We start from the raw sequence: 17,189 nt of genomic DNA, 5'->3' as shown, positions 1-17,189 counted from the left end.
TTTGTATAGTCTAATCATACTGAAAATGAATCGATATTCAAATACCTTTATACAATTAATGTTTTCCCAAGCTCCTCAAAAATTAGTTTGACAACTTTGCGAAGCGAGTGATAAACTCTGAACATAACTAACGGTCTACTAGTTATTACCAAAAGTTATTATTAAATCAATGAAAGGGGTGAGCGCGGTGTTTACGAAGTTACAGCCATATCAAATAACTATTGTTGGAATTTCCAATCAACCGAATACCGAAGCAGCCCAAGTGGTGAAACCATCCTGAAGTTCCCTGCGAGTGTAATTGATCGTATAACTTTAGTTCTTGAAGGTCTCTCACATGCCTGGTGCTGTATAGCACCGTGCGCATGATAGCTGTAAATTACAGGCATATCGTCCGTTTTCGGATGATATGCCTTTTTTGTCGGTTGTCATCTTTGAAGGACGACAACGTCGTTTTTTCTTGGCTGTTGAGATAACCACTTGCGCTTTTTTCCAACATCACAGCTAGTACTTTAACTCGAAAGGAAGGGATTTACTTGTTCTCCGTTCTCCGTAATCTCGGCTGGTTCTTTCGCCGAGAAAAAAGGCGTTACCTGATTGGCCTTATCTTACTTATTGGTGTAGGTGTTCTTGAATTATTCCCCCCACGTCTGCTAGGCAATGCCATTGACGACATAGTACGCGGTTCTATTACTACAGCATCGTTAGCCAAGTACATCGGTATGATCCTCATTTTGCTGCTAGTCATTTATTGGATTACCTACATATGGATGCACAAATTATTCGGAGGCTCCAACCTCGTAGAGCGCCTGCTGCGCTCGAGATTTATGAATCATTTGATGACCATGACCCCGTCGTTTTTCGAACGCAATAGAACCGGCGACCTGATGGCTCGGGCAACCAATGATATCAGAGCTGTCTCAGCTACCGTTGGATTCGGGATGCTCACCCTGGTGGATTCTACAATTTACCTCACTGTCGTACTATTCGCAATGGGTTTTCTTGTCAGCTGGAAGCTGACACTTGCAGCAGTCTTACCATTACCACTAATTGCAATAGCTATGATTTTTTATGGTAAAGCGATCCATGATCGTTACAGCTTAGCACAAGATGCGTTCGGAGATATGAATGATCAGGTTCTCGAGTCTGTCTCAGGTGTGCGAGTTATCCGTGCTTATGTACAAGAGAGACTTGATGAGAAACGATTCTCGGATATTACAGAAGATGTATACAACAAGAACATGGCCGTCGCCCGTGTCGATGCCTTCTTCGAACCGACGATTCGGTTCTGCGTAGGGCTCAGCTACATTATCGGTCTTACCTATGGGATATATCTTGTGTTCCGTAATCAGATCACCCTAGGGGATCTTGTCTCCTTTAACATGTACCTCGGAATGATCGTTTGGCCGATGTTCGCTATTGGAGAGCTTATTAACATCATGCAACGTGGTGGTGCTTCTCTCGAACGTATTGATGAGACGCTAAACTCCAAAGCGGATGTTCAAAGTACGGCCAATCCGGTTCAAGTTGCTAATCCTACCCGAATTGAACTTAACGATGTGACCTTCCGTTATCCCTCATCGACGATTGACAATCTAAGCAATGTCAGTCTGACCTTAAACCAAGGGCAAACACTAGGTGTAGTCGGTCGTACGGGAAGCGGTAAATCAACGCTCCTCAAACAGCTGCTTCGTGAATATCCGACAGGTAATGGTGAAATTCTCATCTCTGGAGTTCCGATTCAACAGATTTCATTGGATCAGCTACACAGCTGGATGGGTTATGTTCCTCAAGAGCAGATCCTTTTCTCCAAATCAGTACGTCAGAATATTCAATTTGGTCTAGACAACGCGGATGACGATACGATCATGAAAGCTATCACAGCTGCCGCCTTCCAAAATGACTTAGGAACATTATCCGATGGTTTAGATACGTTGGTTGGTGAACGTGGAGTATCCTTATCCGGTGGACAAAAACAACGTGTATCCTTATCCAGAGCCTTTATCGCAAATCCAGATGTACTGATTCTGGACGATGCCTTATCCGCTGTTGATGCTCGTACTGAAGCTCAGATCATTGAGAATATTCGCCAAGAGCGTGCGGGAAAGACTACATTGATCTCTACGCACCGCCTCTCTGCTGTTCAACATGCTGACATGATCGTCGTACTTGATAACGGACATATCGTTGAACGTGGTACGCATCAAGAGCTGCTGGATATGAATGGCTGGTACCGCGAGCAGTATGACCGGCAGCAAGTAGAGAATAATTTATCGAATGATTAAAAGACATACTAGCTATGACTAAGCAAAACTTTTAGGAGGTGTCACCGTTGACAAAGAGTACAGGCAAACGCCTGCTTGAATACGCATTGACCGCAAAAAAAACCTTTATCGCAGCCCTTCTACTTCTCTCCATCGGGGTAGCGGCTGAACTGGCAGGTCCATTTATTGCCAAAAGCATGATTGACAATCATATGTTGGCCATCGAAAAGCCTTATTTTAGTACCGCATCACCTGATGAGGCAGTTCAGTATAACAACGCTTATTACAAACGCGGAGACCGTTTTGAACCCGGGGAAGCTAAGGGTCAAGAAATTCGCATTCTTCAATCGGGACGAAGTTTCTACTTTATCAATGAAGCCGTAACACAGTCCGATGGTGAGAGAAAGTTCAGTAATGGTGAAATGCATATCACGCGCGGCCAGGACGAAGTCATCTATCCTGCGGTTAAACTTTCAGCGGATGAACTGTTTGATTTTTACAAACCTGAGCTCCCTGGTATTTATCAGCTGGTCGGTTTGTACGCTATCTTCCTGGTCATCTCGATCTTTGCCGAATTCGGTAAAACCTATTGGCTGCAATCTTCGGCGAATCAGGTAATCCGAAAACTACGAACAGATGTGTATGCGCATATCCAGCGACTTCCGGTTTACTTTTTTGACAACTTGCCAGCAGGTAAGGTAGTGTCACGTGTAACTAATGATACTGAGGCGATAAAGGATCTATTTATTGCCGTTCTCTCTAATTTCAGTACTGGTATTATTAATATTACTGGTGTATACATCGCCTTGTTCTTGCTCGATGTTCGGCTAGGTCTGATCAGCTTGTTCATCATCCCGATTCTTATTCTTTGGATCGTGCTCTACCGCAAAATCGCTACAAAATACAATACGATCATCCGCTCACGTCTGAGTGAGATCAACGCTATCATTAATGAATCGATTCAAGGAATGTCCATTGTTCGTATATTCCGCCGTCAGAAGCAGCTTGGTGAAGAATTTGAGCATCTGAACGATGACTACTTGAAATATCAGAATAAAATGCTGAATCTGAATGCCTTCACCTCCCACAACCTGGTGAACTCTCTACGCAGTCTCTCTTTTGTGATGGTGCTTTGGTATTTCGGACATGGCAGTATTACGGGTTCTACATTTGTATCTTTAGGTGTTCTATACGCCTTCGTCGATGTGCTTGGACGTTTGTTCCAACCGATTACAGGTATGGTGAATCAGCTTGCAAATCTCGACACTTCTATGGTGTCTGCGGGTCGTGTGTTTACTCTTATGGATGAGCCTGGGGAGAATGTTACCGATGGTTCCATGCCGCGCTATAAAGGAAAAGTGGAGTTTAAGAACGTCTCTTTTGCTTATAAAAAAGACTTCGTCCTTCGCGATATTTCCTTTGAAGCACGCCCAGGCGAAACTGTTGCTCTAGTAGGTCACACCGGTTCCGGAAAAAGCTCGATAATCAACTTATTATTCCGGTTCTATGATCCACAGAAAGGTGAAATCACGATTGATGGCCAGAAGGTTACAGATATTCCGAAGCAATGGCTACGCAATCACATGGGGATTGTTCTTCAAGACCCTTACCTCTTCACTGGCACTATTGCTTCCAATGTCAGCCTGGGGGATGAACGAATCTCACGCGAACGGGTTGAACGGGCTTTACGGGAAGTCGGAGCAGATAAATTGCTGGCCCACCTTCCTCAAGGTTTTGATGAACCGGTTATTGAAAAAGGGAGCACCCTTTCTGCAGGTCAGCGGCAATTGATTTCGTTTGCCAGAGCGCTCTCCTTCGACCCAGCTATTCTGATTCTTGATGAAGCTACCTCCAATATCGACACGGAGACAGAAAGCGTCATTCAAGATGCATTAGAAGTCCTCAAAAAAGGACGCACCACATTCATCATCGCACACCGTCTTTCCACGATTCGCAGTGCAGATCAGATTCTTGTTCTGCATCATGGTGAGATTGTAGAGCGCGGTAGCCACGATGAGCTGATGGCACTCGGCGGTAGATACTTCCGGATGTACCAGCTACAAGTAGGTGCTGGTTCTAACAGCATAGATAATAACAATGGTGCACCCTCCCGACCTTCGTTAGGCAGCTTGCAACCATCGTTAGAGAAAATGTAATCGATCCCCTGAGTCACATCCTGTGATTCAGGGTTTTTCTATACTTGATATTAGAACGTTTGTTCTGTAAAATGAAAAATAATACATATAGGTGAAGGAGGCATTTGATGCGTACATACACTATAACTAAGAAGCAAGCTCGACTTTTTCTCCTGGCTCACCAAAAGTTAACTAGGAGCGCTCTACCTGCAGGTAAACTTAGTATTTATGATTATGTTCGTCACGTAGGCTGTATCCAATATGATCCACTTAACATCGCAGGCCATAACCATGAGCTTGTCCTCCAAGCACGAGTTCCCGGTTTCACACCTGAGCAAGCCCAAGAGCTACTGTATCAAGACCGACTTCTAATAGATGGCTGGGACAAGAACATGTCCATTTATTGTACAGAGGACTGGCCTTATTTTAAACGCAGAAGAGAGGCATCAGCCACACACCATCGGGCCAATGAGCCAGTAATGGCTACAGTAGAACAGGTTCGTGGAGAGCTATTAAAGCGCGGCCCCCTCTCCTCTCTGGATCTAGATGGTAAGGATAAGGTGGATTGGGCTTGGGCTCCGGCTAGATTAACCCGGGCCGCTTTGGAAAGTATGTACTTTTGGGGGGAAGTAGTCGTTCATCATCGTGTTCATACCCGTCGGTATTACGATTTCACTGAACGCCTGCTTCCTCATAATCTTTTAAACACTGAAGACCCTAACCCCACTGATGAACAATTTCATGATTGGTATGTGCTGCGTAGAATAGGTAGCATCGGACTGTTATGGAATAAATCTGGCGACGGATGGCTTGGAATTTCTGGTCTAAAGAGCAAGGAACGTACTGAAGCGATTCAAAGACTGTTAATGGCAGACAGTCTCAGAGAAGTTCTAGTGGAGGGTATTAAGCTTCCACTCTACATCCGTAGCATGGACGCTCTAACTTTAGAAGCTGTAATACAGCAGGAGTCTGAAGATGCTGAGAGTCATTCAAGTTATTCGTTTGCGGCTGTCTTAGCTCCACTCGATAACTTGATATGGGATCGAGAGCTGATCCGACAATTATTTGGATTTCATTACCGCTGGGAAGTCTATAAACCAGCCTTGGAACGGGAGTATGGTTATTATGTACTGCCTATATTATATAATGATCGTTTTATTGCGAGATTTGAACCGGTGATGGATAAGAAGAGCCAAACATTGAACATTATGAATTGGTGGTGGGAACCCGGTGAACACCTAACGCCAGAGATGCTTCCGGCATTAGGCGAAGCTCTATCTGCACTGTCACGCTGCGTTAGAGCTTCTAAGATTCATTTTAGACCGGAGGTTGTAGAGGAGTGCGGATTAGAAGGGTTATTAGTGCAAAGTTTCCTCTTCTAACCCCAGTTTCGTGAACATTTCTGTACAATAGCTTTGTAATTTGATCTCTAGCCTTCTTGCCTTATTTTTGAATCGTTTTAACTCCTCAATCATTTTCGCCCTTCCAGCGGGGGTGAACGTTTCTTGTATCCGTTCCTTGAAATAATCATGAACGATATGGTTACGCTGCTTCCACACTTCTTCTAGCTGAGCGGTTTCTTGCTCTGAGAAAGGAAAGTGATGCTGAATTTCTTTGATGAGTTGACCGAGAGAATTGCTGAGTTTTCGCTGATACAAATCAGTCAGATCTGCTTCAGTGGGCGTCTTCCCTTGTGATAATTTGGTGAGCAATAACAAATTGGTCAACTGCTGTTCTAGAGCTTGACCATAATAAACTGCTAGTCCAAAATACGCAAATAACTCCTTGGATTGTTCACTCTCTGGTACTTGTGTATGCTTCATCTTTCCCCTCCACTTCTGTTCGGCCTGCCAGAGCTATAATAAACTGATATCATCCAGGTGAATCGGAGAAGTTTATGTTCGCTTCATATCTACTGTTAATTCTCCAGTTCCCTACATATTTCCTCTTCTAGAAACGAAATTTAATCTAGCCTTGTGCTAAAAAGAAAAACAGACCATGCTGTACATCCACAGCAATGGTCTGGTCATTTGCTTATTATATAGTTAGGTTGGGTATACAACCTTACGCGTATACTTCAACCGCATCGCTAATCAAACGGCATGCCTCAGCACATCTACGGCAGGCATCAATACATTCCTGACAATGTGTATGTATATGCTTGCTGCTTTCATCTGCACAGGCTTCACAAATTTCGGCACACAGACGGAGAATTCCGGCTACAAACGGACTTTGGCGAGTCATCGCTTGTACGGCATATGAACAAATATCCGCACATTCACGATCTAGCCGCATGCTTTCACGCAGAGAAGCAAGATCATATTCTTTTAGGCTTGAGACATAGCTATAATTACAGGCATTCATACTTTCTAAACAAGCGTCAATGCACTCCTGATATTGAATTCGGGTCATAGCCTTAAACCTCCTGTATTTTTATAGGGTATGCGATACTATTAACCTACAAGATTAGGAATGAACCATTACAACTTCTGACAAGGAGATCTGATTATAGACTTCTCTTAACTGTACTAGGACGAACGAAGGTACGTCCCTCCATCTCCAGTAATCTAGTGCGCAGTTCATTTGATGAGAAATGTTCGCCGATAAATACGGCAACGTCAGGCACTTCGCCTTGTGGTGTGATTTTCATAAAATCAGCTTCACGATAGGCATATTGGAAAAGAAACCGGCTGGAGGTGTCATTAAAGGTCACAATACCTTTAGCTCTATAAACATCACGCGGCAATTCCTTAACGAACTGTTCGAATTCTTCACTGTTTACTGGACGTTTAAAATAATGTGTGTACGCCATCACATGATCGTGGCTAGTATGTGTGCCACCAGTAGTGTGTTCATCTTCATCATGCAAGAAGCTTTCGCTCGCGTCCTCAACCTCTTCCAGCTGTTTATCCGTAAGAACTCCACCTGCATCACGCAGCAGTTCCTCCGGTTCCACCTCACAACGCACAGTTGGCAGAATGGGTGCATAAGCGTTCCATTTCCGCAGTACAACGTTAACCTCCTCCGCCTCTTCAGCGGTTACACGGTCAATTTTATTCAATAGCAAGACAGAAGCGCAGCGAATCTGCTCCTGCATCAAACGATAAGTTGCCCCCTGCTGTGCGCGATACAGTTCAAGAAGATGCGCGGCGTCAACGACGGTGATCAAGCTTTTCAGTTCTACTTTTTGATACAACGAAATCTCGGTTACGCCATCCACAATTTCCAGCGGATTGGCAGCGCCTGTTGCCTCGATCACTACAACATCCGGAGTCTCTTTCTTGATCAGTGTTGCAAGTTCTGTACTAAGATCACTTCGGATAGAACAGCATATGCATCCACCAAGTAGTTCTGCCATAGGGACAGTTTGCTCAACTAGCAATCCATCTAAATTCACTTCACCCAGCTCATTCATCACTACTGCTGGGCGTAAACCCTGATTTTTCCAATGATCAAGTAGGCGCTGCAGCAGTGTTGTTTTGCCGCTCCCCAGAAATCCTGACAATATATACACAGGTACGACCTGTTCCATGTTTCATCGCTCCCCAGCAAATTACAGTTATGTGTAGCGAGTGTACTACATGCGCGCGAAGCACGCAAGCGGCACCCCAAATTCCTGCTGAATTTTGTGAGTACAAGTAAGCTTGTCTTTACTTCTGCCATACCCTATCATGATAACATCTCTAATCTAGGAGTTGAGCCATTTGTCATCTGTTGAAGAACATCGGAAAGAAGCGCCTCAAACCGTTTCCTGCTATATCATTACTGTCTCGGACACCAGAACTATTGAAACAGATACCGGAGGAGCTTTGATTAAATCTATGCTCGAAGAAGCCGGGTATGAAGTGATAGGCAGCACCATTACGAAAGATAATTATCAGGATATTCGTGAGCTATTGTATAAATGTGTTGACCACGCCGGAATAGAAGCTGTACTCATGACAGGTGGAACAGGGATTTCTCCACGGGATACGACGTATGAAGCTGTTGCCTCTTTGCTAGATAAAACATTACCCGGCTTCGGTGAAATTTTTCGGATGCTAAGCTTCACAGAGGACATCGGTTCGGCAGCTATTCTTAGTCGAGCCATTGCAGGCACCATGGGAAAGACCGCTATCTTTTCTATGCCTGGCTCTACTGGAGCCGTAAAACTGGCTATGGAACGGTTAATTATCCCGGAACTTCGCCATGTTATGCGTGAAATTTACAAGCGTTAAGCAAATACCCATTTTTAAATACAATAGACAAACAACCAAGCAGGCTTTTGTTCTGTGCGTATAATACGGTAAGTCCACACACAAAAGGAGCTGAAGGAAATGTCTGAATGTCCAAAATGCCCGGCCCAAACGGTTACTGACCCACCTAAAGTGGTTTATCAAGATCACTTCCACCCACAAGTAGTAAATGTGATTCATCCAGTTGAAATCGTAAGACGTCACCACTGTGTACCCGTACCTCGCCATTGCTACACTTATTCTGTTAAAGATGTATTTGTTGATAACTCCATGATGCCTAGAGGCGGAAGATAACTCTACTTCACAACACTATTAAAAGTCCCCTATAAATGAGAGACAGACCCGTGCAAAATGCATTGGGTCTTCTCTCGCTTTTTTCTGTAGAAAACATTTGACTGCTTGTGTATTATTCTATTTTCATAGATTCGCTGCTCTGTGTATTTAGATTATATTCCCAGAGGCTGTCGGACCCAGTTGACATTATTCGCTAGTTTTCAGCCTTTTTAGAAGAGTTTCGGACTTCAGAGTCCCTATTTCTTCGAAAAGGGCTCTTTTTTGTTGTTTTTCATGCTAATAGCTGCACTGGAGTCCGTTAACATTTGAAATGTGTGAAAAAGCTGCGTTTAAGATCAACTGTGTCCGATTTTGACTTTTCACGCGTAAATATCCCTTCATAAGTCGTAGTTTAGTGAATAACCTCCATTTTTATATGATCAAGGGATCTGTGGATTAAATGTTTTCAACCGATCAAACTCATATATCTTCCGCAGATAGTAGGGTTCCTTCTCATTCTCTCTTTCAAACACACCCATGTATCCAACCTCATTAAAAAAAACGTATTCCAATGTAACCCGCTGATCTGGGCGGTTAGATTGCCAATAATAATGTAATTCTAACGGAGCCTCATACCATAACCAATCTAAATCCTTAATTGCTACATCTCTATGCTGGAGAACCCATATACTGAAGGCTACATGAGGATCCTCTACAGGTATTTCTGACTTTGGATTATTATCTTTTAATTGATTGGCTGACGTCCGAAGTACATCGTTAATATCTGATTCGACGGAAAATTGTGAAACGGATTTAATCTGATTAAATTGCTCTGTATATTTATTAGCCTTCGTTAGCTCATGGATTTCATTCAAACTAATCTTAGGACCATAGAAAATAACACAGACACTAATCAACCCAAAAATAAGTGCTTTTGAAAAAAGAAACTGCTTCTTTTTTTTCATAATAATCAATCCAATGATAAAACCTACAGGAATCAGTAACCCAGAGAAATTGACGTAGAACTCACAAAGTAAAAAAGCCCCAATAATTAACGCCCAATCCTTTAATCTCAATGTTTTTCGCTGATCCCAATAGGAAACTAGTAAAGAAACAATAAAACAAATCCAAAAGATCCAGCTCATTAAAATCAGTCCTCCTCTCTCCTACATTCTCCATATAATACCACATCCAAGGTGGCACCAAGAGGACTCCCAGCATGTCTTACAACTCCAAATGATTACTCAGCCCTTAAAAAAGAATCTGGATAATTGGCTACAAATTGAATCATGACATCAGAGATCTCCCATCTAAAAAAGGACGCTTTGTGAATTCTGTTCATAAGCATTCCGATCTTCCGAACCCTTGAACCCCCCTGAATCTCCTGTACAGCATCCACATACGAAGTATTAGCGATAATTTTGACGTATTTAATGTCAATGACAAATCTGTTCTATAAAGTTAATTAAAAAATAACCCGACAGACTAATCTGCCGGGTTATGAATCATTATATTTTACAAATCAGGATGCTCATGTTTCGCTTTCAGACGATTCCAGCGACGCTCCACTTCTGCCTCGAAGCTGCGTAAAGCCGGCTCATTCTCAGGCTTCAGTAAATGACGGGTTTTGCCCATTGTCTTCAACCAAGCGGAGAGCTCAACGCGTTTGCCCTTATCCTCTGGATTGTACGTAATATTCGTAGAACCGTGCTCCACTTCATATAGAGGGAAAAAGCAAGATTCAACAGCCAGCGAAACGATGTTGGTACCCTCTTTATCCTCAGACATCCAGTTCAGTGGGCATGCGATCAGGATTTTACCGTACACAAGTCCTTCGTTCTGAGCGTACCATTGTGCTTTTGCCGCTTTCTTCACAAGATCCTGCGGGTAAGCTTCGGAACCTGTGAAGACATATGGAATGTTAGTAGCTGCCATGATTTGCGCAGTATCCTTATGCTGTGTAACTTTACCTTGCTGATTCTTACCAATGCTTGATGTAGATGTACGGTGACCCAGTGGTGTGGAATAGGACTGCTGTGCACCTGTGTTCATGTAACCTTCGTTATCGTACTCTACGATAATCATTTTGTGACCGCGTAGTGCAGCCCCAATCGCAGGTCCCATTCCGATGTCCATACCGCCATCACCAGTTACCATTACAAATGTGAAGTCGTCTTGAAGCCCAAGTCCGTCCAATTCACCACGGCGTTTGCGTTCCCAGAACATTTCTACGACACCGGATAAGGTAGCTGCACCATTTTGGAACAGGTTATGAATAAACGTAGATTTATGAGAAGAATATGGATAACCCGTAGTTGTTACCATCGCACAACCCGTGTGATAAAGCGCTACGATATCCCCTTCGATGCCTTTGAAGAACGTCTCCAGTCCTGAGAAAATCCCACAGCCTGGACAAGCGCCATGACCTGGTGCAAGCCGTTTAGGTTTCTTCGTCAAGCTGCGCAGTGGGGGTATCCGCACACTTAATTTCCCTGTTGCTTCATCCTGTTTAACCGTAATTAATCCTGTCTTCAGCGAATCAAAGTCCATCGGCTTCAATAGACGCTGTGGCGCTTTGTCCGGTGCACCTGGATTGTGACCATAGTAGTCAAATGGAACTTCAACACGGTCTGCAGCAACGGCATCCAATGCTAATTGGAAGAATGCATGACCATCTTCTGCGTAGAAGTCCTTACCGCCCAACCCGTAAATACGGCTAATTACCTTTGTAGTAGTGTTACCATAGGTGAACAAGGCTGCCTTGATCTCATTTACCATATTACCGCCGTGACCACCAACCGAATCCGCACGGTCGCCTACGGTGATTGCCTTAACATTTTTCAGCGCTTCAGCCATTTGCTTCTGCGGGAAAGGACGAATCATATTCGGCGAAATTGCACCTGCTTTGATCCCTTGCAAACGAAGCTGATCCACAACATCTTTAATAATCTCTGAGGCAGAGTTCATCAAGAATACGGCTACTTCCGCATCTTCCATCCGATACTCTTCGATCATTGGATAGTGGCGTCCAGTCAATTCAGCGAATTCCTTAGCAATTTCTTCGAAGACTTCACCCGCATTATACATCGCTACCGACTGCTGATAACGGTTGTTGATATAATCAGGTTCGTTCATGTAAGGACCTACGGTAACTGGATTATTGCGGTCTAGTGTATCTGTGAAGCCTACCGGTGGTTGTGGGCCAACGAATTTATGAACATCCTCACGGTGAGTAAATGCCTGTACTCGACGTTTCTGGTGAGAAGTAAAATACCCATCTGATGCTACCATTACTGGAAGACGCACTTTTGCGTGCTCAGCAAGCTTAAGTGCCATCAGATTCATATCATAAACGGATTGTGGATCACGGCACATCAGAATCGGCCAGCCCGTATTTAGCGCAAAATACAAATCAGAATGGTCACCATGAATATTAAGCGGACCGGATATCGAGCGGCAGATCAAATTCATTACCATAGGCATCCGTGTACCAGCTTGTACCGGCAATTGCTCTAGCATGAACATATAACCTTGAGCACTGGTAGCATTAAATACACGTCCGCCAGCCGTCGAAGCTCCATAACAGATTCCTGCAGAACTGTGTTCGCCATCTGATGGAATAAGCATAATATCATGCTGACCGTTCGCTTTCATGGTATCTAGAAATTGAGCGACTTCTGTCGATGGGGAGATCGGAAAATAACCCATGACATGATAATTTATCTGATGGGCAGCATAAGCCGCCATTTCATTACCGGATTCATATAGGAATTTCTGCTCTACCTTCGTAGAGCCTACTTCTTTTTCATAATCAATAGCCACGTGTGTTCCACCTTTCCTCCGTTAATTAAGCCTCAGTAACAAGATCAAAAATATGCCGGACTGTATGGCTCTCAGCGTAGCCATCTTCCTCGCGTTCGCCAGACAAAGCTGTTGTAGGACAAGCTTCTACGCATTTTAAACAGCCTTTGCAGTATTGATAATCAATGCCTTGCAGGAACATTTGCGGACGTCCCTTCTTATCAGGCTGCTCATCCCAAACAAAACATAAATCAGGACATACCGTATCGCACTGCGCACAATGAATACAATCCTCTAATTTAAAATGAGGCAATAAACCGGATCTTGAAATGCTAAGATTCTTTAAAAAGCTGCTGCCAGGATTCGTAATGGTACCACCAATAGGCTGAGTTTCATAACCTAAGGCCGAAATATCAGACCGAACGAACTCAGGCATAATCGCACCTTCAGGCAAAGGGAAATGCATGAAAGTAACTTCATTAAATCCACGTTCGAAAGTAGTTAGTGCGGATTGAACAGCCTGCGGATATTTTTTGCCAAGTGATTTCTCGATAACACCCTTCATAATTTCAGGATCCAAGAAATCACACATCCGGAACAACGCACCTAACATTGCCATGTTTACGCGGTTCTTCTCATCTAATGCGATTGATGTAGCATCAACTACTGCTATAGTTCCTGCCATCATGTTCAGGGAGGACTTCAATTCTTCTGGCGACTTAGCCGAGTTCACTAGCACCGTGCTATGATCATAAATTCCGCTAGTCACGTTGACGGTCTTTGCCAACGCTTCATGGAATATGCCTACGACGTGAGGTCGTTCTACCGGCGAAGTGTCACGAATATGTGTGTTCAAATCACAAAAACGGATATGTGCCTTTACCGCTGATCCCTTTTTCTCAGAACCATAGGATGAAAAGCTCACTCCATTCATTCCAGCACCGACAACGCCTGCTTCTGCAAGCATTTTACCAGCTAAGTTCGCGCCTAGCCCTCCAATTGATTCCAGACGAATCTCAAAAAATCCGAGTTCGTTCACTTTTGGTAACTGTACCACCGACATAGCCCCTTTCAGAATGTCATCCGTATAATATCCTTTTGACTTTTTCAACGATTGTATCTTGATTTTGCAAGTCGCGAAGTGACAAATCTTGCATTTTCCATGTGTTACCTAAGCTTATTTAGCTACTTTTATTTAGCAATAAAATTAAAAATTAAGATGTTAAATTCATCACATTCTTCATGATAAATATCACACTCCAGTGAAAAGTCATGTCTCTTCATAAAAATGTGTGTTATTTTTACTTTTCAACTAGTCCGTTTCAGGATAAACTGATGCTTGGTGTAATTTTTCGAAGACAGCTTAGGAGGCATTAATTGTGAAGTCAAACGAAGCATCATTACAGAAGAAATTGCTTCCTCGGCATATCAGCTTTATGGCGATGGGCGGAGTAATCGGTACGGGGATTTTTAAAGGAAGTTCTGAGACCATAAGCATTGCCGGACCTGCGGTTATTCTTACTTATGTATTAGCAGGCCTGCTACTCTTAGTGGTCATGGGGGCAATAGCCGAAATGGCTACGGTGTACCCGAATAGGAATATGAAGGACTTCATCCGTGAGGCTTTTGGAGAACGACTCTCCTTTATCGTGGGCTGGTTATATTGCTTCATGTGGTTGACCGTTTGTGTAATTGAAGTGCTGGCAGCGGGCAGCTTCTTGCAATACTGGTTACCGGATGTTCCTTTATGGCTGCTTAGTCTTGCAAGTGGAGCTCTAATTATCGGCATCAACATGATGAGTGTAGGTGGTTATGGAGAAACGGAGTTTTGGTTAGCCGGGATCAAAATCGCAATGATCATCATCTTCATTATCTTAGGAAGCTCATTAATTTTTGGACTGTTGCCTATGTCTGAGGCTACGCCTTACTTACACAACTTTACAGACTATGGTGGATTTCTCCCGAGAGGCTGGGCCCCCATTTTCTCTGCCCTTCTTGTCGTCATGTTCTCCTACGGTGGGTCAGAGTTGATTGGGCTAACCTTGACGGAGACACAGGATGCAGAGAAGGTCTTACCTAAGGTTGTCAAAAGCTTCATTCTGCGCGTTATTCTGTTCTATACCTTACCGATCCTAATCATCTGTGGATTAATACCCTGGAATCAACTGAATGAGCATACAAGCCCGTTTGTTCAGGTATTAGCCGCAACAGGACTTAAGGGTGCCGATCACATCATGAACTTTATTCTGATTACAGCGGTGCTCTCTGCTGCCAATTCTGGTATTTATGGCGCCACTCGGATGCTGCATTCTATGGCGTCACAGGGCGAAGCACCACGCAGCTTGGCAAAAACCTCTGCAAAAGGTGTACCCATCAACAGTCTGAAGCTCTGTGCCGTTGTTCTTGTTATTGGTTCCTTGTTAGCGTACTTCGCCCAGGATGGATTGTTCCGTTTGCTAATGGCTGTTCCAGGCTTTGTGGTTATTCTCGTATGGATCAGCATTTGTATGTCACAACTTAAACTGAGAAAATCCTATCCGAAAGAACCAACCTTTAAGGTATGGGGATTTCCTTATATAACCGTTGTTACACTGGTTTGTTTAACTGTTATCGCGGTTTCTTTTCTCTTCGATGTTCAGAACCGTATCAGTATAGGAACATGCCTAGCAGTTCTGTTGATGCTTACGATTTGGTCGTTCTTAAAATTCAAGAAAAAGAATTAAAGGTTCTAGCTCGGACCCATGTATCAAAAAGAGGTGTATCCCTTGTTCTTCACATTCGTGAAGAGAGGGATACGCCTCTTTTAATTGTTGCCGTTCAAAACGTGCTCGCAGCCACCACCATGAGCGGCCAACTTCTTCGCCGTCTTTGGTTATGAATCCATCGGACTTTTTCGTTTTGACAAAAAACAAAAAAACGCAGGAACATCACTCTCCCGCGCTTTTTTTTGTATATTCGTTTATCTAACACTAATCATGACTCCTTTACATACAATGTCTCGTGACAAATGACTATTTTAATTAATAATGGAGGGAACAGAATGTCTATGTATAATAATTCTACTATGATTTATCCCAATAGGATGAGGAATACAACTGTTGACGATAGAGAAATGGTGATGCCTCATCCTGTCGTAGTGGAGGCAAGACAAATTGCTTTGAATCAAATTTTAGTTACTTACGATCAACCTGCGGATTTAGCATCTGCAACAAATATTTCGAATTATTGGATAAGAAGTAATATGCCAAATCCAAATGACATAGCTAGTGTGGGAATGGGAGAGGCCCTTACTAGAGAGAATACAATTCGTGCTGATAAGGGTATGATAGCTGCAATTGATAATTCAAAAATGAGATTTGTTATGACCTTCAATACAAATGCTACTATGGGTGTTCTGTATATCTTGCTCCCTTGTTTTGTTAATTTAGAGGGGAGATCAGGGTACACAGGGGCAAACTGGGGGCCGTTTAGTAGAAATATGTTTATCGGACTGTAGTTATAATAATGGGATGTGTAATTTTGCAGGCACCAAGAAGTCGATCTTTGGAAATCGAGAATCTCTTTTTAAATTTCAAGCTTTAGATGTTTAAATAATTGAGATACAAGATCTTCCAGTGTGTATTAATAATACTTAATAAAAAGAGGTGTATCCCTTGTTCTTCACATTAGCGAAGAGAGGAACACGCCTCTTTTTAATTATTGCCACTCAAAACCGATTGTCTTTATCGTGGAAGATTAATTACCATAGCGGGACGGACGCCGTCACGGGCTACACTGACATTCGCATAGCTGCGAATACTGTAACTCGGTCCGACAAAAAACGCACGTGAAGGTTTGTTTCCCTGTGTTCGCAGCCACCACCAAGAGCAGCCAACTTCTTCGCCGTCTTTGATTATATAGTTATCTTTATCCGTTTTATCATATACGTATAAGCTGCATCCATCATACTTTTTCATTTTAGCAAATTCCGTGCCAACCGCACGCCGTAGTTCTTTGCCGTGTACCTCTGAGAATGCCTTTATTTCATCAACGCTAAGCAAAAAAACATTGTCCTCTGTATCTGGGGTACCCTCTCCGTTATCTGAGCAACGGGTCGTCTTTATTAATTCCTTCTCGGCAGCATTGAATGCACTGTTATAGAATTCATCGTTCAGCCACTCACGCAAATCACAGTCGTGCCACGTAATATCCACGCAATCACGCCATTTAATATCTGCGCTCTTGCCGTGATACCTCTTGCATTCCAAAATGTCCTCGCTCAAAACGAACAGTTCGCTACCTGAGTTATGGAGAACACGCCATTCAATCGGCAGCGCTTTACCATCCTTCGATTGTGAATACGTGCCGAAAGTAATGATTTCACCTGGCTTAACGTTCCTGTTCGGCGCTAAAGCAAGCTTCCCCTTTTCCATTAAGTTCTCCTCCTTATTTACAAGCCTCCGAAAAAACAAAAAAACGCGGGTATATCACTCTCCCGCGTTAAC

Annotated in this window: 14 protein-coding genes; 7 read left to right on the top strand and 7 right to left on the bottom strand. The window is 43.4% G+C overall.

Annotated features, from left to right (window positions below; all coding sequences use genetic code 11):
• Nucleotides 1-533 precede the first annotated feature (533 nt).
• The 3 genes from ACFWMP_RS13725 to ACFWMP_RS13715 all read left to right on the top strand — a co-directional run bounded on the left by ACFWMP_RS13725 (nt 534) and on the right by ACFWMP_RS13715 (nt 5,778).
• Complete coding sequence (locus ACFWMP_RS13725) at nt 534-2,282, top strand: ABC transporter ATP-binding protein (protein ID WP_379423942.1); 1,749 nt, start codon at nt 534-536, stop codon at nt 2,280-2,282.
• A gap of 47 nt (nt 2,283-2,329) precedes the next feature.
• On the top strand, nt 2,330-4,417 hold the full coding sequence (locus ACFWMP_RS13720) for an ABC transporter ATP-binding protein (protein WP_042188937.1): 2,088 nt from the start codon (nt 2,330-2,332) through the stop codon (nt 4,415-4,417).
• A 107-nt stretch (nt 4,418-4,524) separates the two neighbouring features.
• On the top strand, nt 4,525-5,778 hold the full coding sequence (locus tag ACFWMP_RS13715) for a winged helix-turn-helix domain-containing protein (protein WP_379423941.1): 1,254 nt from the start codon (nt 4,525-4,527) through the stop codon (nt 5,776-5,778).
• On the opposite strand, the gene ACFWMP_RS13710 is transcribed toward ACFWMP_RS13715, so the two are convergent.
• The 3 genes from ACFWMP_RS13710 to ACFWMP_RS13700 form a co-directional block, all read right to left on the bottom strand.
• Nucleotides 5,755-6,219 carry a hypothetical protein gene (locus ACFWMP_RS13710; protein WP_379423940.1) on the bottom strand — a complete coding sequence of 155 codons (465 nt, stop codon included), beginning with the start codon at nt 6,217-6,219 and terminating at the stop codon, nt 5,755-5,757. The genes ACFWMP_RS13715 and ACFWMP_RS13710 overlap by 24 nt on opposite strands.
• Before the next feature lie 241 nt (nt 6,220-6,460).
• Nucleotides 6,461-6,808 carry a four-helix bundle copper-binding protein gene (locus tag ACFWMP_RS13705; protein WP_042128424.1) on the bottom strand — a complete coding sequence of 116 codons (348 nt, stop codon included), beginning with the start codon at nt 6,806-6,808 and terminating at the stop codon, nt 6,461-6,463.
• 94 nt (nt 6,809-6,902) lie between these two features.
• Nucleotides 6,903-7,928: a CobW family GTP-binding protein gene (locus ACFWMP_RS13700; RefSeq protein ID WP_379423939.1), complete on the bottom strand. Its 1,026-nt coding sequence runs from the start codon at nt 7,926-7,928 to the stop codon at nt 6,903-6,905.
• Between the two features lie 172 nt (nt 7,929-8,100).
• On the opposite strand from ACFWMP_RS13700, the gene ACFWMP_RS13695 reads away from it, so the two are divergent.
• On the top strand, nt 8,101-8,613 hold the full coding sequence (locus ACFWMP_RS13695) for a MogA/MoaB family molybdenum cofactor biosynthesis protein (protein ID WP_379423938.1): 513 nt from the start codon (nt 8,101-8,103) through the stop codon (nt 8,611-8,613).
• A 99-nt stretch (nt 8,614-8,712) separates the two neighbouring features.
• Nucleotides 8,713-8,925 carry a hypothetical protein gene (locus ACFWMP_RS13690; RefSeq protein ID WP_081951146.1) on the top strand — a complete coding sequence of 71 codons (213 nt, stop codon included), beginning with the start codon at nt 8,713-8,715 and terminating at the stop codon, nt 8,923-8,925.
• 419 nt (nt 8,926-9,344) lie between these two features.
• Here the strand turns inward: ACFWMP_RS13690 and ACFWMP_RS13685 are convergent, their stop codons facing one another.
• The 3 genes from ACFWMP_RS13685 to ACFWMP_RS13675 form a co-directional block, all read right to left on the bottom strand.
• Nucleotides 9,345-10,049, bottom strand: a complete 705-nt coding sequence (locus tag ACFWMP_RS13685) for a hypothetical protein (protein ID WP_379423937.1) — start codon at nt 10,047-10,049, stop codon at nt 9,345-9,347.
• A 370-nt stretch (nt 10,050-10,419) separates the two neighbouring features.
• Complete coding sequence (locus tag ACFWMP_RS13680; RefSeq protein ID WP_339265161.1) at nt 10,420-12,726, bottom strand: thiamine pyrophosphate-dependent enzyme; 2,307 nt, start codon at nt 12,724-12,726, stop codon at nt 10,420-10,422.
• 25 nt (nt 12,727-12,751) lie between these two features.
• On the bottom strand, nt 12,752-13,762 hold the full coding sequence (locus tag ACFWMP_RS13675; protein ID WP_076283479.1) for a 2-oxoacid:acceptor oxidoreductase family protein: 1,011 nt from the start codon (nt 13,760-13,762) through the stop codon (nt 12,752-12,754).
• 322 nt (nt 13,763-14,084) lie between these two features.
• Here ACFWMP_RS13675 and ACFWMP_RS13670 point away from each other — a divergent pair, with 322 nt between their 5' ends.
• Nucleotides 14,085-15,428, top strand: coding sequence for an amino acid permease (locus ACFWMP_RS13670; protein WP_042188951.1), 1,344 nt, complete (start codon nt 14,085-14,087; stop codon nt 15,426-15,428).
• 317 nt (nt 15,429-15,745) lie between these two features.
• Nucleotides 15,746-16,201 (top strand): hypothetical protein, encoded by a 456-nt coding sequence (locus ACFWMP_RS13665; protein ID WP_331281383.1) that lies wholly within the window; start codon nt 15,746-15,748, stop codon nt 16,199-16,201.
• A 226-nt stretch (nt 16,202-16,427) separates the two neighbouring features.
• On the opposite strand, the gene ACFWMP_RS13660 is transcribed toward ACFWMP_RS13665, so the two are convergent.
• Complete coding sequence (locus tag ACFWMP_RS13660; RefSeq protein WP_339241721.1) at nt 16,428-17,117, bottom strand: DUF6273 domain-containing protein; 690 nt, start codon at nt 17,115-17,117, stop codon at nt 16,428-16,430.
• Nucleotides 17,118-17,189: the final 72 nt, after the last annotated feature.

Origin of the sequence: Paenibacillus sp. NPDC058367 (assembly GCF_042723305.1) — a bacterium.
Taxonomy (GTDB): Bacteria; Bacillota; Bacilli; order Paenibacillales; family Paenibacillaceae; genus Paenibacillus_AQ.
This window is presented reverse-complemented; position numbering and strand designations above follow the sequence as displayed.

Coding starts and splice junctions, on each gene's coding strand:
- ACFWMP_RS13715 (WP_379423941.1), top strand. CDS start 4,525: ATGCGTACATACACTATAACTAAGAAGCAAGCTCGACTTTTTCTCCTG.
- ACFWMP_RS13710 (WP_379423940.1), bottom strand. CDS start 6,219: ATGAAGCATACACAAGTACCAGAGAGTGAACAATCCAAGGAGTTATTT.
- ACFWMP_RS13705 (WP_042128424.1), bottom strand. CDS start 6,808: ATGACCCGAATTCAATATCAGGAGTGCATTGACGCTTGTTTAGAAAGT.
- ACFWMP_RS13700 (WP_379423939.1), bottom strand. CDS start 7,928: ATGGAACAGGTCGTACCTGTGTATATATTGTCAGGATTTCTGGGGAGC.
- ACFWMP_RS13690 (WP_081951146.1), top strand. CDS start 8,713: ATGTCTGAATGTCCAAAATGCCCGGCCCAAACGGTTACTGACCCACCT.
- ACFWMP_RS13685 (WP_379423937.1), bottom strand. CDS start 10,049: ATGAGCTGGATCTTTTGGATTTGTTTTATTGTTTCTTTACTAGTTTCC.
- ACFWMP_RS13665 (WP_331281383.1), top strand. CDS start 15,746: ATGTCTATGTATAATAATTCTACTATGATTTATCCCAATAGGATGAGG.
- ACFWMP_RS13660 (WP_339241721.1), bottom strand. CDS start 17,117: ATGGAAAAGGGGAAGCTTGCTTTAGCGCCGAACAGGAACGTTAAGCCA.